The sequence below is a fragment of the Glutamicibacter sp. BW77 genome, assembly GCF_002332285.1.
GTDB classification, from domain to species: Bacteria; Actinomycetota; Actinomycetes; order Actinomycetales; family Micrococcaceae; genus Glutamicibacter; species Glutamicibacter bergerei.
The window spans coordinates 89,490-111,165 of record NZ_NRGT01000075.1 but is presented as its reverse complement, the minus strand read 5'-3'; the positions used below and the strand labels follow the sequence as shown (position 1 = coordinate 111,165).

General features: G+C 53.7%; 25 protein-coding genes and 3 tRNA genes. 16 read left to right on the top strand and 12 right to left on the bottom strand.

What is annotated here, in order from left to right:
- Positions 1-12: 12 nt before the first annotated feature.
- Both CIK74_RS14740 and CIK74_RS14735 read right to left on the bottom strand, forming a co-directional pair.
- Entirely contained in the window at positions 13-1,443 is a 1,431-nt protein-coding gene (locus CIK74_RS14740) for an HNH endonuclease (protein ID WP_096256954.1), read from the bottom strand.
- Positions 1,444-1,602: 159 nt separating this feature from the next.
- A tRNA-Thr gene (locus CIK74_RS14735) sits at positions 1,603-1,674 on the bottom strand.
- Positions 1,675-2,085: 411 nt separating this feature from the next.
- On the opposite strand from CIK74_RS14735, the gene CIK74_RS14730 reads away from it, so the two are divergent.
- The 8 genes from CIK74_RS14730 to CIK74_RS14695 all read left to right on the top strand — a co-directional run bounded on the left by CIK74_RS14730 (position 2,086) and on the right by CIK74_RS14695 (position 6,219).
- Positions 2,086-2,157: transfer RNA gene (locus CIK74_RS14730), tRNA-Thr, on the top strand.
- A gap of 47 nt (positions 2,158-2,204) precedes the next feature.
- Positions 2,205-2,281 (top strand) — tRNA-Met (locus CIK74_RS14725).
- A 427-nt stretch (positions 2,282-2,708) separates the two neighbouring features.
- Positions 2,709-3,227 carry an HNH endonuclease signature motif containing protein gene (locus CIK74_RS14720; protein ID WP_170947901.1) on the top strand — a complete coding sequence of 173 codons (519 nt, stop codon included), beginning with the start codon at positions 2,709-2,711 and terminating at the stop codon, positions 3,225-3,227.
- 71 nt (positions 3,228-3,298) lie between these two features.
- The gene (locus CIK74_RS14715) at positions 3,299-3,718 is read left to right on the top strand and encodes a hypothetical protein (RefSeq protein ID WP_096256952.1); all 420 of its coding nucleotides are present in this window, start codon (positions 3,299-3,301) and stop codon (positions 3,716-3,718) included.
- Between the two features lie 14 nt (positions 3,719-3,732).
- Positions 3,733-4,062, top strand: coding sequence for a hypothetical protein (locus tag CIK74_RS14710; RefSeq protein WP_096256951.1), 330 nt, complete (start codon positions 3,733-3,735; stop codon positions 4,060-4,062).
- Between the two features lie 70 nt (positions 4,063-4,132).
- Positions 4,133-5,476 (top strand): peptidoglycan DD-metalloendopeptidase family protein, encoded by a 1,344-nt coding sequence (locus CIK74_RS14705; protein WP_170947900.1) that lies wholly within the window; start codon positions 4,133-4,135, stop codon positions 5,474-5,476.
- An 11-nt stretch (positions 5,477-5,487) separates the two neighbouring features.
- The gene (locus tag CIK74_RS14700; RefSeq protein WP_096256949.1) at positions 5,488-5,733 is read left to right on the top strand and encodes a hypothetical protein; all 246 of its coding nucleotides are present in this window, start codon (positions 5,488-5,490) and stop codon (positions 5,731-5,733) included.
- 81 nt (positions 5,734-5,814) lie between these two features.
- The gene (locus CIK74_RS14695) at positions 5,815-6,219 is read left to right on the top strand and encodes a hypothetical protein (protein WP_096256948.1); all 405 of its coding nucleotides are present in this window, start codon (positions 5,815-5,817) and stop codon (positions 6,217-6,219) included.
- Positions 6,220-6,850: 631 nt separating this feature from the next.
- On the opposite strand, the gene CIK74_RS14685 is transcribed toward CIK74_RS14695, so the two are convergent.
- Positions 6,851-7,387, bottom strand: coding sequence for a hypothetical protein (locus CIK74_RS14685; RefSeq protein WP_096256946.1), 537 nt, complete (start codon positions 7,385-7,387; stop codon positions 6,851-6,853).
- Positions 7,388-7,440: 53 nt separating this feature from the next.
- Entirely contained in the window at positions 7,441-7,659 is a 219-nt protein-coding gene (locus CIK74_RS14680; RefSeq protein WP_096256945.1) for a transcriptional regulator, read from the bottom strand.
- 474 nt (positions 7,660-8,133) lie between these two features.
- On the opposite strand from CIK74_RS14680, the gene CIK74_RS14675 reads away from it, so the two are divergent.
- Entirely contained in the window at positions 8,134-8,475 is a 342-nt protein-coding gene (locus CIK74_RS14675) for a hypothetical protein (protein WP_141392971.1), read from the top strand.
- Positions 8,476-9,428: 953 nt separating this feature from the next.
- Here CIK74_RS14675 and CIK74_RS14665 read toward each other — a convergent pair.
- A complete protein-coding gene (locus tag CIK74_RS14665) occupies positions 9,429-10,625 on the bottom strand; it encodes an IS110-like element ISAar17 family transposase (RefSeq protein WP_013350504.1) in 1,197 nt (398 codons plus the stop codon).
- Between the two features lie 413 nt (positions 10,626-11,038).
- On the opposite strand from CIK74_RS14665, the gene CIK74_RS14660 reads away from it, so the two are divergent.
- The gene (locus CIK74_RS14660) at positions 11,039-11,428 is read left to right on the top strand and encodes an HIRAN domain-containing protein (protein ID WP_096256942.1); all 390 of its coding nucleotides are present in this window, start codon (positions 11,039-11,041) and stop codon (positions 11,426-11,428) included.
- 42 nt (positions 11,429-11,470) lie between these two features.
- Here the strand turns inward: CIK74_RS14660 and CIK74_RS14655 are convergent, their stop codons facing one another.
- Both CIK74_RS14655 and CIK74_RS14650 read right to left on the bottom strand, forming a co-directional pair.
- A complete protein-coding gene (locus CIK74_RS14655) occupies positions 11,471-12,697 on the bottom strand; it encodes a site-specific integrase (RefSeq protein ID WP_170947898.1) in 1,227 nt (408 codons plus the stop codon).
- A 239-nt stretch (positions 12,698-12,936) separates the two neighbouring features.
- Positions 12,937-13,659 carry a GTP pyrophosphokinase family protein gene (locus CIK74_RS14650; RefSeq protein ID WP_205738295.1) on the bottom strand — a complete coding sequence of 241 codons (723 nt, stop codon included), beginning with the start codon at positions 13,657-13,659 and terminating at the stop codon, positions 12,937-12,939.
- Between the two features lie 248 nt (positions 13,660-13,907).
- Between CIK74_RS14650 and CIK74_RS14645 the strand changes: the two genes are divergently transcribed.
- The 6 genes from CIK74_RS14645 (at position 13,908) to CIK74_RS14620 (ending at position 18,369) form a co-directional block, all read left to right on the top strand.
- Positions 13,908-14,849: a DUF2797 domain-containing protein gene (locus tag CIK74_RS14645; protein WP_240520556.1), complete on the top strand. Its 942-nt coding sequence runs from the start codon at positions 13,908-13,910 to the stop codon at positions 14,847-14,849.
- A gap of 64 nt (positions 14,850-14,913) precedes the next feature.
- Positions 14,914-15,174 (top strand): hypothetical protein, encoded by a 261-nt coding sequence (locus tag CIK74_RS14640; RefSeq protein WP_096256940.1) that lies wholly within the window; start codon positions 14,914-14,916, stop codon positions 15,172-15,174.
- A 30-nt stretch (positions 15,175-15,204) separates the two neighbouring features.
- On the top strand, positions 15,205-15,651 hold the full coding sequence (locus tag CIK74_RS14635; protein WP_096256939.1) for a MaoC family dehydratase N-terminal domain-containing protein: 447 nt from the start codon (positions 15,205-15,207) through the stop codon (positions 15,649-15,651).
- Positions 15,652-15,654: 3 nt separating this feature from the next.
- Positions 15,655-16,095, top strand: a complete 441-nt coding sequence (locus CIK74_RS14630; protein ID WP_096256938.1) for a MaoC family dehydratase — start codon at positions 15,655-15,657, stop codon at positions 16,093-16,095.
- Entirely contained in the window at positions 16,071-17,279 is a 1,209-nt protein-coding gene (locus CIK74_RS14625; protein ID WP_229677067.1) for an MFS transporter, read from the top strand. Before CIK74_RS14630 ends, CIK74_RS14625 begins: the two co-directional genes overlap by 25 nt.
- A 10-nt stretch (positions 17,280-17,289) precedes the next feature.
- Complete coding sequence (locus CIK74_RS14620; protein ID WP_256382734.1) at positions 17,290-18,369, top strand: UDP-N-acetylmuramate dehydrogenase; 1,080 nt, start codon at positions 17,290-17,292, stop codon at positions 18,367-18,369.
- Positions 18,370-18,419: 50 nt separating this feature from the next.
- Here CIK74_RS14620 and asd read toward each other — a convergent pair whose 3' ends face one another.
- From asd to CIK74_RS14595, 5 genes are all read right to left on the bottom strand, one after another.
- Positions 18,420-19,538, bottom strand: coding sequence for an aspartate-semialdehyde dehydrogenase (gene asd / locus CIK74_RS14615; protein WP_096256936.1), 1,119 nt, complete (start codon positions 19,536-19,538; stop codon positions 18,420-18,422).
- Between the two features lie 112 nt (positions 19,539-19,650).
- Positions 19,651-19,878 (bottom strand): NF038396 family protein, encoded by a 228-nt coding sequence (locus tag CIK74_RS14610; RefSeq protein WP_096256935.1) that lies wholly within the window; start codon positions 19,876-19,878, stop codon positions 19,651-19,653.
- Between the two features lie 5 nt (positions 19,879-19,883).
- Entirely contained in the window at positions 19,884-20,432 is a 549-nt protein-coding gene (locus CIK74_RS14605; RefSeq protein ID WP_096256934.1) for a dihydrofolate reductase, read from the bottom strand.
- Entirely contained in the window at positions 20,429-21,244 is an 816-nt protein-coding gene (locus CIK74_RS14600) for a thymidylate synthase (protein ID WP_096256933.1), read from the bottom strand. The genes CIK74_RS14605 and CIK74_RS14600 overlap by 4 nt, the downstream gene beginning before the upstream one ends.
- A gap of 64 nt (positions 21,245-21,308) precedes the next feature.
- On the bottom strand, positions 21,309-21,638 hold the full coding sequence (locus tag CIK74_RS14595; protein WP_096256932.1) for a GNAT family N-acetyltransferase: 330 nt from the start codon (positions 21,636-21,638) through the stop codon (positions 21,309-21,311).
- Between the last annotated feature and the right edge of the window lie 38 nt (positions 21,639-21,676).

Below are 21,676 nucleotides of genomic sequence, written 5' to 3'. Positions count from 1 at the left end.
GTTCTCCGAGAACTATTCACGTTGCCACCGATATCCATACGGAAGAATCGGAGGGATCACGTCTCGTACTACTCCCGTTGCTGGTGGTGCCAAAGACTGATAAATAGCGCCATCTCCGGGATTGATTCGCATCGAGTGCGGTTGTTCGTGCACCACAATCTCAAACCATCCCGGTTGTTCCTTGGCAAGATTGCACCATTGACACCGACCGTCAGCATTTTTTACATTTGTCGGACCACCAAGATAATGCTGCATCACGTGGTCAACGTTTTCTATGATTCCATCGCAATATGGTGTCCGACAATGAACATCTCGGATCTTGATGAATTCCTTCATTGCGTCCGGGAACTCGCGTGCTTTGGAATCCATGGCAATTAGATCTTGATTTCCAGGGGCTGTATACAACCGCTGGATTTCAGGGAAGGTGAAGATTCGTAACGCTAGGTCGTCGTGTTCCGGATACTCATGGAAGTAATCGTTGACCCGTATCTGCGCCCCCGCCACTAGTTCGCGCGCATATTGGGAAGGAATGATCCCGTACCCGGGTAGATTTGCCGGTTCGCGATCGCCCATGAGCAAACTCTTATCCGTCATGATCAGTTTAATATCAACGAACAAGGGGAGCTTGGGAGGGAAACCCTCAATCTGACTGCAAATCAACATGTCAGCCATCAGCTGATCTTTTGTTCGTGGGTCTCCGCTACGACGCAGTTCGTTGACCCGCTGCTTGATTGACTTACATAAGGCGGTGCCTTCTGCGAGCGGGAGTTTAGCGCTGAGCATGACACAATTTCCGCTCTTGCGAAATCGTGAGTATCGCTTCTTGGCTTCATCTTCAGCCTGGAACGCCTTCGTGGTGCTTTCAAAACGTTCGGTGAACTTGCGAACTGTGTCGCCGATTGCCTTGACGCCGAGCCCTTCAAACATTTCCGGATGGGTGCGAAACAGCTGGTCGAACTCCCTGCGATGTTCAGCATTAACTTCTTGCAAAGGGGACGTAGCGGCGAATATCTGTCGCTCCGAGAGATCACCTAGATCAAGAGCTAGTAAAAGATTCGGCATATCTTCTACCAGTATCCGACAAGATTTCATGTAGCTTCGGGCACCTGTCGGTGGCTGACGACGGCTCATTGCCACCGCAGAAGCGGCACCACGTTCGCTTTCATCTATGAAGACGCCGCGTTCCTCATGGTCGCGAACGACTTCTTTTTCGAAAAGGTAAGCCATCTTTATCTGAGCTGCGCAGAAACTAGCTTTGGTGCGTTCCAACTCATTCAGTGCTGCTGAGTATGCGGACCTGCCGCCATGAGCGATGAGCTGGCCCAGATTGTCGTTAACTTTCCCCACCAAGGCTTCACAGCCTTCGTGAAGTCCATTGTCTGGCGGCCACTTAGGAGCCTCGTTTTCGAAGTTATCGCGATCGTCGCATCCGTCTTCGTACATAACTCCATTTTATAGTGCGCTACAGACGTTTTAGAGGTAAATTTTCGACCTGTGGATTACGGAACTTCGAAAGTTTCGCCGGTTCTGGGTCTGGTCGAAAGGGATGTTAAATAAAGCAAGAGGGAGAGAATCTATCAAAGATTCTCTCCCTCTTATCTGAGCCCCCTGCCGGAATCGATCCGGCGACCTCGTTCTTACCAAGAACGCGCTCTACCACTGAGCTAAGGGGGCAACAGATAAATACTTTACACACATTCAAAGGGTTTTCAAAATCGCCCTAGGGTGAGTGCCAGAAGTCACAAAATCGGATCTCATTAGGCGTTCTGCGCCTCGAGCTCGGTGTCGCGGATTCATGGATTCTCGCGAAGTAGAGGAAAGTATTTGTAGCAAAGTTCGACTTTCAATCCATTGACGTTTGCATTTGAATCAATGGCCATCACGTTCCTAAACAAGTAGTGAAGTGTTGACTGACTTCGTGAGTAGCGTCACTGGCCAAGTTTTCTTTGAAGTTCAGAAACGAAGCACCAGTTCGAAATTCGTATCCGCTTCTGACTTGGCTATAGAGGTGATTTGATGGATTTTGATTCGACGTGGACTGCGATTTTTCTTTGCTGAGAAATCCGTGTAGAGTATTTACTCGTTGCCCCCTTAGCTCAGTGGTAGAGCGCGTTCTTGGTAAGAACGAGGTCGCCGGATCGATTCCGGCAGGGGGCTCTGAGTGGGAAGTCATCTTGGCTTCTACAGGATGGTTTCCCACTTGTGGCGGCGTAGCTCAGCTGGTTAGAGCGCACGACTCATAATCGTGAGGTCCCGGGATCGAGTCCCGGCGCCGCTACCAAGATTAGCCCCGGTTATCCGGGGTTTTTCTCGTTAAGTCGGAATGGATAACTACCTCAAGTGTAGCCTTTGGTGTAGCCGATGGCCTAGCGTGTACCTCGTGTAGCCACAGGTTGCCACGGTGTGCCAAACAGTAAATTTAGACCTCCTCGTAATCGGGGAGGTCTTTTTGTGTTTAAGTGGCAAATTGTCGGTGTGCGGCGATGAGTGAATCTGGCTATTAATTAGCGACCATTCTTGGTAAAATTGAGGATATAGAAACGGCTCTGGCCAGTGCGGAAACACTGATCAGAGCCTGACCCCAAATCTAGTACTAGTAGAAAGGGGCTAGCTACATGCTACCCAATTCAAGCAACCCTTCCAAAACTTGCTCATTCGACGGGTGCGCGAAGAAGGTGAAAACTCGTGGCCTATGCCAAGGCCACTACATGCAGAAGTGGAAAGGAAAGCCACTCACGCCGCTTGTTGGGCAGGCTCTCACGAACGGAATGACAAACCTTGAGCGCCTGATGTTTCGCGTCAAAAAGACCAAATCATGTTGGAACTACACTGGCTCATTGGTTGATGGTTACGGAAGTTTCCACTACAAAAATCGTACATACCTAGCTCATCGGGCATCATACGAAATGCAAGTCGGAACAATACCCGAAGGGAAGTTCCTTGACCATAAGTGCCACAACCGGGCTTGCGTGAATCCAGCGCATCTCCGCGTTGTTACGAATAAGCAGAACATCGAAAACATCACAGGGCCACACCGTGACAGCATGTCAGGAATTCTCGGCGTCGGATGGGATGCAATTAGGGATAGGTGGGTTGCTAGGGTCACGCATCATGGCATCACCTACGATCTGGGAACGTTCCGCGACCCCTACGAAGCTGGCGAGGTTGCCCGTTTGAAGCGTTTGGAATTGTTTACCCATAACGATATCGACCGTCGAGCGTCGTAGTTAATAATCCAGCAAAGGCCCTCCAAAGCGAGGGCCTTTGCTGTTTCATTCTCAATCATTTAGGAGTACTCATGCCCAAGCGCATCGTACTGAAAATTTGGAAGAGTTTGCAGGAGCCGAAAGTGATCACGCTCCTGCAAACAGTCCTTTACGCATTGATCGCGTTGGCTGGGGTAGGCATTATTGCTTGGCCACCATCAAGCCTCGAAAACGTCACAGGCAGCGTGCTCTCCGTCGTGTGGGGATCATTCGCCCTGCTTTGTGGGCTACTTGGAATGTTTGCCACACCAACCGGCAAATGGTTCCTAGAGCGGCCCGGCATCTACTTATGTGGCACAGCAGTGGTGTTCTACCTTGGCACGCTTAGCTATCTTCAAGCCGTGTCCAGTGGAAACCGACTCGTGCAAATGTCATTCGTGGCCATAGCCGGTATAGCCCTCGCGATCCGGTTTGAACGTATCCGAGCTTTCGATTATGAGCCCGGCAAATAGAGAGGCCCCTAGGCATGGATTGGCCTCAATACATTCTTGCCCTGATCGCCTCACTCGGCGGTGGCCTGACAGTCCGTGAGATTGTCGGCGCGGTCAAACGCTCGAAGTCTGGCGACATGAAATCTGAACGCGTCGAATCAAAATCGCTGGTCGCCCGGACACGCTACGCGGAAAACATTGCGGAGTACGAACGCAATTACCGTGTAGCAATTCAAGACCACGCCGCGAACTGCCGGAAGGTGGCTATCGAGAAGGGGGCTCACTTAGCGGAGCTTGGGCCTTGGCCTTTGCCTCCCGAGCCTCCTCGCCGGCCAGTGGAAGATCACGACACAAGCACTATCTGACCGCAGTATTTCCCCGCAGCTCTGACCTTTTGGTTGGGGCTATTTTTTATGCCCTTTGAGAGGCGGCCCCGTGAAAGAGCAACTGGTCAAGAGTACGGACAGGACTTACGACGGCATCAGCAAGTGCACATCAATCACCGTGCACGAAACAGCGAATGAGAAGATCCGCGCCAATGCCCAGGCACACGCAAATTTGCAGAGTTCCGGGGGAGCACGTCAAGCATCTTGGCATATCCAAGTCGATGACGTTCAAGCGATCCGCTCTTACCCGGACACTGCGAAGTGCTGGCATGCCGGCCCCTCGGCAGCGGATTCGATCGCTGTAGAGATTTGCGTGAACGCTGACGGCGACTACAACGCGGCTTTCAAGCGTGCTGCCGAAGTGGTGGCCGAGCTACGCGCCGAACACGGCCTAACCCGCACAGAAGTAAAGCAGCACTTCGACTGGACTCGCAAAAATTGCCCAGCCGGAATGCGCCTTGCTGATCGGTGGCAAGAATTCCTTTCACTCACAGATGGAGAAGTAAATATGAGCACGATGGTAAGCCCGTTCGATGGGCGACTTACTCAGAATCATGGTGACAGTGGTGGCTACCGTGGGCACAAGGGCATGGACATTGCTCCACCTAAGCCCGGCCAGACCGGCAGGCCGGTATACGCCGCGTTTGCTGGCACCGTGCGCAAGACTCACCGCACCGCTGGTAACGGCAACCGCAACAGCACGTGGGCTCCGGGGCGTACCGGCAACGGATCGCTGATCAGCAACCCGGACGGCGAGGGCAATGGATACAACCATATGAAGCCGGTTGCTGGGCTCAGTGTTGGCGACAAGGTACAGGCCGGGGATCTACTCGGCTATAACGACCGCTCAGGCAATCAGACCGCACCGCACTTGCACCTAGAGTTTTGGGCTGACTGGCGTAATCCGAACTCCGACTATGACCCGCAGCTGGCATTCAAAAAGTTCGGCATCAAGCCCGGTTCTGCGCCGGCTAAGACTGGCAACGTCACCCCTGTGCAGTCCAAGCCGAAGCCGAAGCCTAAGCCGAGTGCCCCGAAGCCATCGGGGTCTAAGCCTACCGATTACGCGAACCTCGTAGCTGATGGTGATTTCGGCAAGGTGTCCGTGCGCGCCTTGCAGATCCTCATGACTGTTATCGGCAAATACTCGCGTGCCATTGACGGTCAGGCTGGCAAACACACGTGGATTGCTGTGCAGGAATGGCTCAAGGATTTGGGCTATTACAAGGGTGTTGCCGATGGCGTTTTCGGCAGCATGTCGATTCGCGCCCTACAGAATTTCTTGCAGGACAAGGGCCATTACCCAGCTTCCAAGTTCTTGGTCGATGGGAAGTTCGGCAAGGAGACCAAGCGTGCTTGGCAGAAATATTTGAACACTCAAAACGGAAAGTAGAGGTTACCAAAATGGCAACTCGTTCTATCGGAAAAGTTACTACCGCGTCGGCTACAGGCGCGGGTGTGGGCGCTGCAATCGCTGCAATCATCGTGTGGGCGCTGAATCTTGCTGGCGTGGATGCGCAGGCTATCGAGGCAGCAATCAGCGTAGTTCTCACTGCTGGCATCGCGCTACTCGGTGGCTATCTCGTGCCAGCGCAGGAAGTAGTAGCGCCCGAACCTGACGATTTCGATTCCGTGGTCAAGGGCAACTAACAGCCCCTAATAAACCAGCCCCGCACCAAACGGTGACGGGGTTTTTCTACGCCCAAAAACGGGCAGAAAAGAGCAACAATCATGGCAAGAACAGTTGTTTGGACGTACGACGGCGTTATCCTCCGCATCGATGCAGAATTTGGCACCGAGACGAAGAAGCAGTTTCAGCGGTATTTGAAGCTTGCTGGCACCTATAAGGGAATTGTGGACGGTGGCTGGGGCGAGATGTCTCAGAAAGCAATGCAACAGTGGCTACGCAACTGCGGTTACTACCCTGCGTCTAAGTTCAAGATCGACGGCGCAGCAGGCACGTCTACTTGGAATGAATTCTCCAAGGCCGCTGCTGTTTGGGGATTCGGTAGCTCGGCCACCATTCCAGCAAGCCGTCGCCGCTATGAACAGCTACAGAAGATGCTCAACAAGCGACGCATTGGCAAGCGTTACTCTGACGGTCGCTACTCTGTTAGCAACGGCGTTTTCATCTAGCATCTAAAGAAAATTCCGGCATTCACAATAGTGAGTGCCGGAATTTTCGCATTTAACAAACGTCTGTTTTTTTCATTTCAGCTCTGCCCCAATGAGCCCTAGCATCACCGGAAACCGTGAGTACGCGAACATTCTCTACAGTCGAATCTTTGGATACCTTGCACATGACATCCTGAGCGATACTTACCCATTCGGTAGATTCTGTATCTTCGGCATAGATTGTGAGCTCCCCGGTTTTGGAGCTACCCCAGGACTCTACGTAGTAGCTCGGCCAGGTGATAGCGTCGGGGCATCCGGCGTTGTTGTGCGCGGCGAGCCAAGCAGTGCCAAGCTTGTTTGCCCAAGCTTGGTTCTCTCCGTTATTGGACGGCAATTCCCAAGCGGCACAGTTTTTATCCCATGCTGATTCTGGCCGCCCAGCTTTGATAGCCTCGCTTTTGAGCGCGGCAAGATCAGCGCTGGCAGTCTCCTTTACGGGCTTCACAGTTGGCGCTGGCGTGCTCTCTGCGGACGGCTCAGTAGAAACGCACCCAGTGAGCGCGAGTGCGGCAATAAGAGCGAGCGGGGCAAGACGTTTCACGGGTAATCTCCTAAGTTATTCGGGTGCCTCGCTTTACGCGTTTAAGTTAGGCTATGCGCAGCTATCAGGGATAGCGGACTTTCGATTCTTATTTTCCTCATTCGTGAGGCTTTCCCTAACGAGACTTCCGCTCTCACTGGAAACTACAACTTGAACCAGACCAGGGTTATCCCAACCAGCAGTATCCAAAACGTTCATTCCGAGAGAATCAAGGTCACACTTAGACCAGTTCTTATCTTTGACTGTAATTGCGAGCACGCCCGGTTTCGGCTGGCTCCAAGATTCAATATAGTGGTGCGCAATTTCTGGGTTGAAATCGTCAAACGATGATTTTGAATTGCCGTTCAAAAGAGAAATCATTTGGTCATCAGCCCATGCTTGAGCTGGGTCTACGGCCTTAGTGGGCGTAGGCTTCGGCGTGCTCATCGCTTGAACGATGGGTGTCCCGGCGTTTGCTTCGGCGGTTAGTTTCGCGTCGTTCTTCAAAAACGTTGGACTCATCGCAGAGAATACGAGCACAGCGACCAACGCGACGAGCACGGTCAGAACTGAGACGTTGCCAATGACGCGTTTGGTTGCACGAGACAAAGTTTCCTCCAAGAAGTGTTTATAAAAGTGTAGCGGGGCAATCAGACAGTTTGCTAGGCGGTCGCTTTCGGAGGCCGTCCACCATGGCCAGGGCGGGCGGCGTTCCAAGCTTCGATAGTCTCAGGGAGCCAGCCTCGCACACTCTTTGGCCCATCTCCGGTCACCGCGTCCGGGTCCGGCAACCTCCCCTCGTCTGCATACTTCTTGGCCGTCGTAGGAGAGATGCCGATCCGGCCCGCGATGCCCGCAATTGTTAGGTAGCGGATGGTCATTTCTTTGTCTTCACCGCCCGAATGATCATTGAAACGCCAATGAGAAGCGCGCCAACTCCCAGTAGAAGCTTCACTAGGGCGGCTACTGGCAGGAAGAAAACGATTATTGCTATCGCAACGAGTGCGATTCCTGTTTTGTTCATAATGTGTCAAAGTGGATTGGAGGGTGACCCCCGGCTAATTCGCCTAGCCGGGGTTCACCTTTACTTTTTCTTCTTCTTAGACTTGGTGGCTGTTATCAGTCTTGCAAGTCCTCCGAGGAAGATTCCTAGTCCTGCTAGGAGTGCTCCAATTTGATCCACTCTGTCCCTCCTTTCTGATATTAATTCTACACGCTAAGATTCCATTCTGCAAGCTTTGCACCCATATTTTTGATTGGATTGAACCGCAAAAATAATCGCCTATCCTCAAGCAAGAATGGGGGGTTCTTTCACTTTCAGCACAGGCCGTAATGGTGTCATTGGAAACATGTATATGGAAAAGTCAGCATTTTATGCAAACATAGAGCGTATGGAAGCAGACCCGAATCAGTATCAGCTCAGTATAGAGTGGGAAGATAATCCATATGAGCAGCCTTTTCTCGTTAATCAGATGATGATCACTTCTGGTCCGGACACGCAGTTTGGTTCAGACGACCTGTTCTACCTCCGATTAGGGCACGTAATGCCACCCATGGGGCCGCCAAATGGCGAAGCTCTTAGGGTGAATGCTGGTGGATCATTTTCATTCAGTGTTGAACGGCTGAGGGAAATGCAGCAGATGTTGAATGCTGTAATTTCTCGATACGACGATAATAAGCAGACTAATAGAACGTAAGGCGGGTGAAGCGAAGTGGAGGTTCTATCCACTAGCGGAAAGGTCGCTGTGGCATCTTTCGTCATCTCGTCTTCTATTTACTTTCCGGCGACTCAATTGGTGGCCCCAACGCAGGTTAGCTTGTCTTCTGCTCGTGCAGGGAATCAAACTAGCATGAACGGCCTAGACGTTGAGCGTTTTATAATTGCGTCTCCTGGCCAGGCCTATTATTGGACTGATAAGTGGCAAGCAGGTGAGCGTGCAGCGTCCGAGGATATAAAACATGGGCGTACGCATGAGTTCTCTTCAGCTGAAGATGCAATAGCTTGGTTGTTCGACGATTGAGCATGAGTTACCTATTTAAGATCCCGGACAGCTTTAAGAAGACTGCGAAAAAAAAGCCTAAACAAATGCAGGAGCGTATCGCGGAATGCATAACGCTTCTCGTTGAGAATCCTCGGAATCCTCGACTTAATTCTCATAAGATGAAGGGCACTTCCGGAATATGGGAGTGCTATGTCGATCGGGATGGAAACCGGGTAACATTCGAATACTCGGCAGATAGAAAGACGATAATTCTGCGTAACAACTGTAACCACGACATGTTGTACCGAAACCCGTAGAATTTCGCCCCATCCTCATTGCGAGAGTGGGGCGGTTTTCTGCGTTAAATAGGCAACCCGCCAGCACTTGGGGTTACTGACGGGTTCCACTAGTATGAATCAACTCTTGGGGAAATAGATTTATCGCCTGACTAGAGGTTGTAAAGCGCGGCTTATCGCCACTCTTGACTCTAGTTACTCAGGGAACTCCAATACAACCCATTTCGGGGATTACTTCAGTTTGCGTATATATGATTCATATTCATAAATTCCCGGAAAAAACTATTTACACCAATAGGTTTCGCCCAATATCATGAGCATAGGTTTTACGCGGAACAATCGTTTTCTTGGGGGGTGCCCCTATGTTCTGTGTCAAGCTATTTTCAGCTCCGGAACATCATAAAGTGAGCCATCCCGGATCATCGCAAACAGGACCGTCAGTCGACGGTGCGCCAACGCGATGAGTGCTTGGTTATGGCGTTTACCTTGAGCTCGTTTCCGGTCGTAATATTCGCGGCTGGCTGGATCGAAACGGATGGACGCGAACGCCGAAAGGAAGAGCGCACGTTTCAATCGTTTATTGCCTGAATGGCTGACTCGCTCGGACTTGATCGAAGTCCCTGACTGGCGCGTGGTCGGTGCCAAACCAGCGTAGGAAGACAACGCTGCGGCGCTGGTGAAGGTCTTGCCGGAGATCTCGGCGATGATGATCGCGGCGGTCCTGACAGCGACCCCTGGCATGGATGTCAGGACCGGGTAAAGAGGGTGGGCCTCCACCATGGTTTCAAGATGTGCAGCAACATCAGCTCGCTGTGCGTGCAAGGAAATCATTTGTCGTGCTAGGTGAGGGATGACCAAGCCTGCGGCGTCGGTGCCGACCACGATGACGCTCTGTTCATCCAAGGCGTCGATGACGGTTGAAGCCCACGCGGTGTGCCGGCGAGCTCCGTATTTCTTCAGCTTCGCATCGATCCGGGCTTTGCCGGCATGCCTCAGCGCGGCTGGGGTGGGCCAGGCTGCGAGGACTTCAAGTACCGCGTCGTGTTCCAGCCATGGGCCGAGGATTCGTTCTAGTGGTGGGTGGATTTGGGTGAACAGTCCGCGGATCCTGTTGCTGGTTTGGGTGATCTGCCTGGCTAGATCCAGATCAAATCCGGTGAGCATGCCCAAGGTGGCTTCATCCTCATCAGAGACCTGGATGCTGCGCAGCGTGTGCGGCATGGTGCGGGCCGCGTCCGCGATGATGAACGCGTCTTTTTCGTCGGTTTTCGCCGTGCCGGGATACATATCTGCGATCCGCCGCATCGAAAGTCCGGGCAGGTAGGCCACCGGAATACCGAGGTTCTGGGCGACCGCAACAGCGAGGGCTCCGATGGTGGCTGGCTGGTCCACGACGACCAGGACGGTGCCTTTGGCACTGAGATTCTGGTAGACCGAGACGAGTTTGGCTTCGTCGTTAGGCAGGGTCTTGTTCCATATTTTGGTGCCGTCCTTAGTGACGGCGCAGGCCCAGTGGTCGGTTTTCCCTACGTCGAGTCCGAGGAAAATATCGATGTCCGTGGTGATCATGGCTAGTGCTCCTTTGAACTAGTTTCTGTTCAAGGTCGACCAACCGTCGGTAGCGAAGTCTTACATCCACGTTATGACAGGCGTCCATTTTCTGGCGCCGCGCCCCTAATCAGCAATCACCACGCTGCCATCCCAATCTCGGTGGCAACACCCCCCGGATCATTGGTTAGACAGGGGCAAGACACCATGCCGAGATTGGTCGGCCGACAGTCCCTATGATCCTCTTTTTAGGGACTATCAAAAAGATAACGGGACGAAAGTTCATAGGGTGACGGATGGGGGTCCGATGCCCGGCGGTAAACTCGCAGTCAGCCTTCGTCAAAGATCAATTTGGCGGGGGCTGTCAAACTTAAATCACGCCTCGGAACTCATGGAGAGTTTCCGGGGCATTATTTTTTTCCTAGAATCAGGTCATGTCATTCTTCAAAACACTCGCAGACGCAATCGCCAAAGACGTAGCAAAGAACAAGCCATCCGAACTGCCAATACCGGAGAGCGACACAATGAGTTCCGCCGTGGTCGGCGAAGAGTACTATCTGACCGACCGGCAGATACGAAACCTCAAGCCTGGATACCTAGTAGCCTCTCCTGAGCCAAAGAATAAGCACGACCGCAACGCCGTAGTCCTGCATGACACCACTGGTCGAAAAATCGGCTACATGTACGCGTCACTAGCAAAGAAATATCAGCCACTGCTCAAAAAGACCGGCCCAATCAAAGTGCCCATGACAAAAAACGGGAACGTCATCAAATACCAAATCGCCACGGTTGCTGCGCTAAAAAAATACGTAGCGAAGTTGTAGGCGTAAGGCTGGCTTGGAGCGTGAGATCTATGCGCATTCAATCTATGCGGCAGGAGGCTCGATAGAACGCGGATCTGTGCCGGAAGCTATCATGGCGCTCATTCGCTCCATAGCATCCTTCAAAATCTCACGGTTACCACGCGAGCGATAACCTCGCGTAACCATGCGCGTTGAGTGCCCAACAATCTCCATAATGATCGCTTCGGGGACACCAGCCGCAAAAAGCAGATCCACTACAGTGTGGCGCGTTCCATGCAAATCAATCTCAGGATTCAGTTTTGCCGCGGCTAATTCCTTCTTCCAGTTCTTTGTCACGCGGTCAGGGTCCCATGGCACACCCTTATTGGTGAACACTAGCCCTTCCTTGCGATCGCCAATCTCAAGCCTGATAATCGATCTCAACGGTTCCACGAGCGGGATGATACGCCATCCAGCACTATTCTTTGGACGCGTCAGATACAAGGTGCTATGCAGATGGCGATATTCAAAGTCCGTTGGAGCGGAATCAATATTCTGGATTCGCTGCAACTGCCAAGACAAGTCGAGCACATCTGTAACTCGGTCAATTTCCAAGCCAATAATCTCACCGCGGCGCGCACCAGTGAGCAGGTATGTTGACCACAGGTTCCCCTCGGTGGCAATGACGCAGTGGCGAAGCATCCGAATAGCTTCATCCGTCGTGAGTGCCAGTTCGTTAGTGACTCGCTTCTTAGGCTTGTCCACCTTCTCGCAAGGGTTAGACGTTATGCGCCCCTCACGGTAGGCGGCTTTGAGTGCCGCCGAAAGAGTGTTGTGCGCCAGTAGAACGTAGGTGCTCGAAAGCATTACCGTGTTCGCCGGCCACTCCGTTTTCTTCACGGTGCGCAGTTCGGCATCCTTTGGTGTTCCCTCCATCTTTTTATGAAGCTCGCGCACATGCGCAGGAGTCAACTTGTCTAGCGGCTTCTTGCCAAGAATAGGGATGACATACCCATCTACTACGGACCTGTAACCTGCCAGGGTCTTAGGCCTAACCTTGCGTGGCGCTATGTTGTCCATCCAGCAGGTCATCCAATCGGAGAGCGTCATACTCTTAGTGATTAGATCGCCGTTTTCTTCTAATGTCTTCTGCTCTTTTCGGAGCTTCTGCAAAACCTTGGCTTTTGATTTGCTCGAAACGACCTTGCGCCTCCGCTTACCGTCAATGCTTGGCGGGAGTTCGATGGCTGCGCGCCAGATCTCTTTGGTTTTGTCCTTGTATATAGAGCTTTCGCCCTTACCTCTTGCCATGTCGGTTCGGTTTCCCCTTTGGTGTAGCCGGTAGGTGTAGCCATTCCTTGGCTTACCTAGGCTATCCATGCCTACCGACACTATGGAAAAACCCCGGAATCATGCGGAAGCTCTAAGCTTGGTAGTGACTTTCGCACGACTCATAATCGTGAGGTCCCGGGATCGAGTCCCGGCGCCGCTACCGACAAAAGCCTCGAAAACTCCTAGAGTTTTCGAGGCTTTCTTCGTTTAAATATTTCTTACTCTTCTTTGGATGATGACTTCATCGCCAGAGCTCTGACCTGTTCCATCAAGGTCTCGTCGAACGGTTCCCCCACCGTGGGAGACTCTGCATTAACATCGTGGCCATGAACCGCGGTATGGAGCCGTTGCATTTGCAAGTCCAACTTTTCCGCGGCGTTTGCCGCATCGGTGAGCTCTTCGACCAGATGTTCAGGAACATCACCCTCGTACTTGTAAAAAATCTTATGTTCAAGACTTGCCCAAAAATCCTGGGCGATGGTGCGTATTTGGACTTCAACGATGACCGGGACTGGACCTTCGGATAGGAAGACCGGGATCTCCAGAATTAGATGCAAGCTCTTATACCCATTGGGTTTTGGATGCTTGATGTAGTCCTTGATCTGCAACACTTTCAGATCATTTTGTGCGGTGAGCGTGTGCAGTACCTTGTAAGTGTCTTTGATGAAACTGCAAGTGATACGGATACCTGCAATATCGGTGATGTTGGCTCGAATGGATGCCAGATCCGGATTGATGCCACGTTTGACGACTTTGCGCAGAATACTCTCCGGAGATTTCACGCGTGACGAAACATGTTCGATGGGGTTGTACTTGTGCAGGTACAAAAACTCCTCGCGCAGAATCGAAACCTTAGTCAGCACTTCGTCAGCGGCGAAACGGTACTCCATCATGAACTTCGGAAGCGACTGCCGTAGCGAATGAGCGAAATCGTAGACCATGGCGCCGTTGGAATTTGAAAACTCCGTGGCAGGCATTGGAATCACCGCGTGGGGTTCATCTGAATTGGAAGAAATCTCGACCACCTCTAGCTCAGTTAGCAGACTCGAAACACACTATTTGTTCGTCTTTTCTTTCAACCCTAATCCTGTCGACTAAGAATTGCGCATGAATCCGATGCACATTGCGCGTGCAGATCCGAGATGTTCAATGCTCTAACGTTGAATGCAGAACTTGTTGAAAGGCGCAGATGATTCTCGAACGTGAAAACCGGCAGCTTTGCCATGGCATTAGCTTCTCGCCGCATGAGCCAGTCCCAGTGCTCAGACTGCGTCGCGGTGAAGAATGGGTTAACGAACCACTGAGTGAAAACCGCTCAATCAGGTTGCGCGTTGGGCAGACTAAATTTTGTTTAGGTTATGTCACCATGCGTGATGATGGCTCACGAACATTGCATAGCTGCCCCAAGCTCAAAGGACTAAATACCGGAACTCAATGCGACGGGTGTCGGCGCTTGGACCAGAGCAAATTCATGCACCAGTTTCACAAGACCGGTGAAGCACCACAGGGCCTGCGCAAATATTTAGAGCAACCACATTTCCTCTATGTCGCAAGTTTTGCCCATGGAGCCACCAAGGTTGGTACGACCTCCACACAGAGTAAATGGACCCGTCTGGCACAGCAAGGAGCGGTGAGCGCCCGATATGTGGCGCGTGCCAGTGACGGTGGTGCGATTCGAGTGTTGGAAGATCTAGTGACTGAGCACGTGGGTCTTAAACAACAAGTCCGGCAGAAATCCAAGGTCAAGGGGCTGACCTCCTGGGAGCTAGACGAAGTAAGTTTGGACGCAGCCAATGCGTTAGAGGCGACACGTGCCAAGAAATTCTTGGAGTCCCAAGGTGAACTAGCCGCCTACGGAGTGGAACTGCTAGACCAAAAGTGGGTGCAGCCTGCCTACGCTCTGGAAGTGGTGCGAGCCTGGGATTCAAAAACAGTACATCCGTGGACGGAGCCCATTGCCGGCCATGAAATGAATCTGCGCGTGCGCGGAGTACTAGGGCAGAGCATCCTGGTCGACAGCGGGGAAAACACTACTTTGCGCTTGCTAGACGCGGCGGAGTTGAAAACCCGTGAAGTGAATGTCGAAGCGCAACGCGGTGAGTTCTTCGAAGAACAATCACCACTGTTCTGAGTTTCACCCGTGTTATCGCTTCATCTGGGCTTTGTACCGCGCACTCTGAACTAAACTGGATGCCATGACCAACACTCCATGGGAAGCGGCCTCACCGCGCTACAAAAAGTTTGTGTTCACTGCCATGGGGGTCATGGGCTTTGGCATCATATTGGCAATTATTGGCTCGAACATCCCCTCGCTGTCGCTGGTATACACGGCCATAGGCATCATGATCGTTGGCATGCTGTGCCACATCATCGGCTTGGTTATCCGTGCCAGGGACACCCGCAAGTGGCGTATCGCCAATGGGCTTGCCGTTCCGCGCGCCAAGAAGCAAAAGTAACCGAGTAACTCGCAACGTTCAGGAGAACTAATGGGTATCAACCCTGACCTCGTGGGGCATATTTACCCCGCTGGCGCGTCCTACCAGGTAGGTCGCGAAAAAATTCGTGAATTCGCCACGGCCACAAAAGCTAGCTCCCCGGCGCACTTTGACGTGCAGGCCGCCCAAGCATTGGGTTACGCAGATTTGGTGGCCCCACCAACTTTTGTCATCATTATCGCGCAGCGAGCAGATGCTCAGCTGATCGCAGATCCTGCCTCCGGAATTGACTTCTCACGTGTGGTGCACGCAGATCAGCGTTTCACCCACCACCGCCCTATCGTGGCCGGAGACGAACTGCTGGCAGAACTCTATGTGGACCAGATCCGCGAAATGGGTGCCGGTGCAATGATCACCACGCGCGCCGAAATCACCACGGTGTCCGGCGAGAAGGTCGCCACCACCACATCATCGCTACTGGTACGGGCAGGGGACTAAACCATGATCAAATTCTCTAGTCTAGAAAAAGGTCAAGTAATCGGTTCAAAGACCGTCACGGTGAACCGTGGTGACCTGGTGCGGTACGCAGGTGCCTCGGGAGACTTCAACCCGATCCACTACAGCGAACGCTTTGCAACCGAAGTTGAGCTACCCTCGGTAATCGCCCACGGCATGTTTACCATGGGTGCTGTTGTTGATCTTGTCGGCGCGTGGGTAGGAAACCCGGGCGCCATTGTGGATTACCAGACCCGCTTCACCAAGCCGGTAGTGGTGGAAGATCCCGCAGGGAGCAACCCGAGCGATGCCGAAGGTACCGCCATTGAGGTTGAGGGTAAGATCGGTGCACTGGACGATGAAGCACAAACGGCACGCGTGGACCTGACGGTCACCGCTAACGGCACGAAGGTACTGATGAAGTGCCAGGCGGTAGTCCAGCTCTGAACAAGCAACTAGGCGGCGAGGGCACGGTATTCGCCTGGCGCAACGGGCTACTTGCCGCCTACCTGGCCAGCGGCCTCTTGATCTCTGCCCTGGTCTCCAGGCTCCCGGCATTGCGCGATGCCTTGCAACTAGACCACGCAAATGTGGGCTTACTACTGTTGTGTCTGAGCGCCGGTTCGTTTTTGTCCGTGGCGTTGTCCGGACAGGCAGTGCTGCGGCTAGGAGCCACCAGCGTCATGCGCATCGCTTCGACCCTGGCAGGTTGTTCGTTGCTGCTGATCGGTATCAGCGCCTCGGTGTTTGAATCCACCTTGCTGACCGGGATTTTCCTGTTCACTCAAGGATTGGGTACCGCTTCGTGGAATGTGGCCTCGAATGTTCAGGGCGCAGCCATGGAACGGGCGCTGGGCCGAAGCATTATGCCGGCGCTTCATGGATTTTTCTCCATTGGCACCGTGCTGGGGGCCGGCGTTGGCGCGCTGGCAGCGGCGGCTAATCTGCCGCTCTATGTGCACTATGCGGTGATGGGCGTGATTATCGTGGTGACGGTGCTGGTCAGTGCCCGGAGCTTCGGTGAAGATTTCAGCCGTACCCCACGCAACCATTCGGGCCCGTCTCTGGCCCAAGCGTGGAAAGAACCACAAACCATCTTGCTTGGCGTGCTGGTCCTAGGCATGGCATTGGCCGAGGGAGCAGCAGGGGATTGGGTAGCCTTGGCATTGGCCGACGGTTACCAAACGAGCGAGGCCACCGGCGCGATTGGGTATGGCGTATTTGTCAGCACCATGACTCTCACGAGGCTACTATCCGGTGATCTGATCTTGCGTCTGGGACGCGTGATCATGATTCGATCCAGTGCCATTGCAGCCCTGATAGGTGTCTTGCTTTTTGCCTTTGCTGGAAACCTGCCCTTAGCATTTATTGGCTTAGCCATTTGGGGAATGGGAGTTGCCCTGACTTTCCCACTGGCCATGAGCGCCGCCTCACAGGACCCACTGCGGGCAGCGACCCGCGTCTCGGTGGTCTCCACCATTGGTTATGGCGCGTTCTTAGGCGGACCGCCGCTGCTGGGCCTTTTAGCTGGGGCAATTGGCCTGTTGCCGGCCTTAGGTTCCATCTCGATTCTGGTGGTCCTGGCCTTCTTCCTTTCTTCGAATGTAGCCGATCACCGAAGCGAAAAATAGCACCGCGAAAATATGCGAAAGTAGGAGCATGCTGAAGAATTTGACGACCTCACAGGTCGGCGGGCCCGCCGACCAGTTGGTGGTGGCAGGTACCGAAGAAGAGCTGGTCTCTGCGCTGGCTACAGCCGACGCTGCCGGGACACCGGTACTGCTCATCGGTGGAGGTTCAAACCTGGTGATCAACGATCGTGGCTTCCGGGGAACCGCCATTCAGATCGCCACCCGAGGGTTGCAGCTTGAAACTTTGGACACCAATACGGTGTTGTTGCGCGTCGCTGCCGGTGAGAATTGGGACGCTTGCGTGGAGTACAGCCTCGTAGAGGGACTGAGCGGCTTGGAGGCGCTGTCCGGCATCCCCGGTTGTGCCGGGGCCACCCCGGTGCAGAACGTGGGTGCCTACGGAGCTGACGTGTCCCAGCACCTGGCGTGGGCGCGGGTTTATGACCGCCACCTAGGTACCGGGCTGACGCTGCATCGTGAAGAGCTCGAATTTTCTTACCGGGATTCGCTGATTAAGCGCACCAGCGTTGCCGGTTCACCACGCTTTGTGGTGCTCGAAGTTGCCTTTGAGCATACTCGTACGGATGATTCGGCGCCGATACGTTATGCGGAACTAGCTCGCCGTTTGGGCGTTGCCCCCGGTGAATCGGCCCCGGCACAGCTGGTGCGCCAGCAGGTGCTTGAACTACGCCGCTCCAAAGGCATGGTTTACGAACCGAAGGACGTGGATTCGCACTCCACCGGGTCCTTCTTCACCAACCCAATTGTTGACGTATCGGTGCTTGAACGATTGCCAGAAGGTGCCCCAAATTATCCGGTGGACACTGACGGCCTGGTGAAGCTTTCCGCAGCTTGGCTGATCGATCAGGCGGGATTCTCCAAGGGCTTCGGGCTCGAAGGCACCGAGGGGTTCAGTTTGGCTCATGGCCGCGCTAGCTTGTCGACCAAGCACACCCTGGCGGTCACCAACCGGGGAAGTGCTACCGCTGAAGACCTACTGACTGTCGCCCGCGCCGTGCGTGCCGGGGTACAACAACGCTTTGGCATTGAACTGGTCAACGAACCGTTGCTCATTGATTTAACGCTTTAGCGCACAAAAAGCCCCTTCGAATCGAATTCGAAGGGGCTAAATGTTTGTCTTTACAGGCGACCCTGAGCGATGGCCAGCATGCGGCGCAACGGCTCTGCGGCGCCCCAGAGCAGCTGGTCACCGACGGTGAACGCGGAGATGTACTTAGGTCCCATTTCCAGCTTGCGAATACGGCCCACCGGGATATCCAAGGTGCCCGAGGCAGCGACCGGGGTCAGCCTATCCATGGTGGCTTCCTTTTCATTTGGCACCACCTTGGCCCACTCATTGTCCTCGTCGAGCAGCGATTCGATCTCCGAGACCGTGAGGTCATCCTTCAGCTTGATGGTCAACGCTTGCGAGTGTGAACGCATCGCGCCGATACGCACGCACAGGCCATCAACAATGATGTGATGATCCTCGGAGGTCTGCAAGATTTTGTTCGTCTCGGCTCCGGCCTTCCACTCTTCGCGGGACTGGCCGTTGCCTAGGTCCGCATCGATCCATGGGATCAGCGAGCCACCTAGCGGTACCCCAAACTGGCTGGCGTCCAGTCCACCGCGCTGAGCTTCGAGCACCTTGCGGTCAATGTCCAAGATGGCGGAGGCTGGATCAGCTAGTTCGGCGGAGACCGCCGAATTGATGTCCCCAAACTGGGTCAGCAGCTCGCGCATATGGCGTGCGCCGCCACCGGAAGCTGCCTGGTAGGTCATGGAAGTGCTCCACTCAACCAGGTTGTTCTTGAACAGCCCACCCAAACCCATAAGCATGCATGAGACGGTGCAGTTGCCGCCGACAAAGTCTTTAACGCCTGCGACCAACGACTGGTCGATGACATTTCGGTTCACCGGATCCAATACGATGACCGAGTCTTCGTTCATACGCAAGGTTGAGGCTGCATCGATCCACAGGCCATCCCAACCGGACTTACGCAGCTCGCTGTGCACCTTAGAGGTGTAATCTCCGCCCTGTGCGGTGACGATAATCGGCAGCTTGGCCAAAGTCTTAATATCGTAGGCGTCCTGCAACGGCTCGGCACCCTGCGCAAAGCTAGGGGCTGCGCCGCCGGCATTCGACGTCGAGAAAAAGACCGGGTTCAGTTGCGCAAAATCGCCCTCGTCGAGCATGCGCTGCATCAGCACGGAACCAACCATGCCACGGTAACCAACAAATCCAACAGATGAAGTCATATCTCCATGTTAGGACGCTTCACGGCAACCGGCTCGGTTCGTTACAGCAGTTAAAGCAGAATCACACCCGAGCCCCAGCAGGGTTCGAGTGTGATTTGAGTAAGCAGAAGCTTTACTTCTCCTCTAGCAACAGTTTGCGATTTTTGATCGCCCACATTGCGGCAAAGATAAATAGTTGGGTGGGAACCAACAACAAGATGAGGCCGAAGATCTTAGCGCCGTCGAGCACCATGAAGAATCCCAGCACCGCTACCACAAGGGCGAGCAACGGGAACAGCATGTATCCGAGGATAAACAGGGCGTCAGAGTGTTGTTTGAGCTCGCTCAAGTATTTTTTCACGTAGGTTAGTCCTTTTCACGGATCCAGGATTCGAAGCGGTATTCGGTTCCGCTTTTTGAACTGTGCCATTGCTCAGCCGGGTCGGCTGAGGACAGGACAAAGTCTTTAGTCAATGTGGGGGCTTTGGTATCCCCGGTGGGATTGAGGTTCAGCCGTGTAATCACGGCGATGTCCAACAAATCCAGGGTGGCGGCGTAGAGCTTGCCTCCGCCGATAATCCAAATTTCTTCGCTGCCTTCGCTTTGTTTAGCAAGAGCTAAGGCTTCGTCTACCGAGCCGACAGGAAGTGCGCCGGCGGTGCGTAGCTGCTCGTGGTCACCGGAGGTCACCACGATATTACTTCGGTTCGGTAGCGGCCGATATTTCTCCGGGAAAGAGTTCCAGGTATTGCGACCCATCACCACCGGATGACCGGCTGTGACTCGTTTAAAATGCGCGAGATCTTCTGGCACATGCCAGGGCATCGTGCCGTCAGCACCAATAATGCCGTTGGCGCCCTGCGCCCAAATGGCACCTATGAGGCTCTGAGATTCTTTGGCGTGGCGTGAACTCATACCGCAACGCTCCCCTTGATCGTTGGGTGATGCTGGTAATCCTTGAGCACAAAGTCTTCGAGCGTGTAGTCAAAAAGCGACTGTGGTTTGGACGCGAATTCCAGCGTTGGGTACGGATACGGATCGCGGCTGAGCTGTTCACGAACCTGGTCCAAATGGTTGGTGTAGATGTGTGTGTCTCCACCGGTCCAGATGAATTCGCCCGGTTCCAAATCAAGCTGTGCGGCGACCATCTTGGTCAGCAGCGCGTAGGAGGCAATATTAAAGGGGACTCCGAGGAACATGTCAGCGCTACGCTGATAAAGCTGGCAGGAGAGTTTTCCATCGGCGACATAAAATTGGAAGAACACGTGGCACGGAGGCAGCGCCATGTGCTTAATTTCCGAGACATTCCATGCCGAAACGATATGACGACGAGATTCCGGATTGCTGCGCAGGGATTCCATGACCTCGGAAATCTGGTCAATGTGCGAACCGTCCGGGGTGGGCCAGCTACGCCATTGCACACCATAAACCGGACCGAGCTCGCCGTCTGTATCGGCCCACTCGTTCCAAATGCGCACGCCTTGATCCTGCAACCACTTCACATTCGATTCGCCACGCAAAAACCACAGCAGTTCCGCGGCGACAGATTTGAAATGCACCCGCTTAGTGGTGATCAGGGGGAAAGATTCGCTCAGATCAAAGCGGAGCTGACGACCAAACACCGAAAGTGTGCCGGTGCCGGTGCGGTCCTCTTTTGCGGTGCCGTTTTCCAGCACGTCACGCAACAGATCTTCGTATGGGGTCTCGATGTTCTGGGAAGTCACCATTACATCGTAGCTGTAGCGCGGAAGCTCGCGCGAGAGCTACAGGCGAAATGTGAGACTTCGCTAGCTATTGTATGGCAACCATGTCGTGGTATTCCGGGTAGCGGTTCAAATAGTCCTGCACGTAGCTGCACTCCGGAACGATTTTTGCTCCCTCGGCACGTAACTTATCTAGCACCATGGTCACCAGCGCACGAGCGTAACCACGCTTGCCGAATTCCTCATTCACGATCGTGTGTTGCAAGGTCACCAGCTGATCTTCGCGCTGATAACCAATAAAACCGATGAAGGTCGAACCATGCCAAAGGCTGTAGCGCTGGCGACTCTCGTCATGATCCAGGCGCAACCCTTGATGCACAATCTTCTGAACCGGCTGCTCTGGCTGATGAGCGGACATGGCATTAGCCTCCTTGGACGTGACTTCTCTCACCTCTA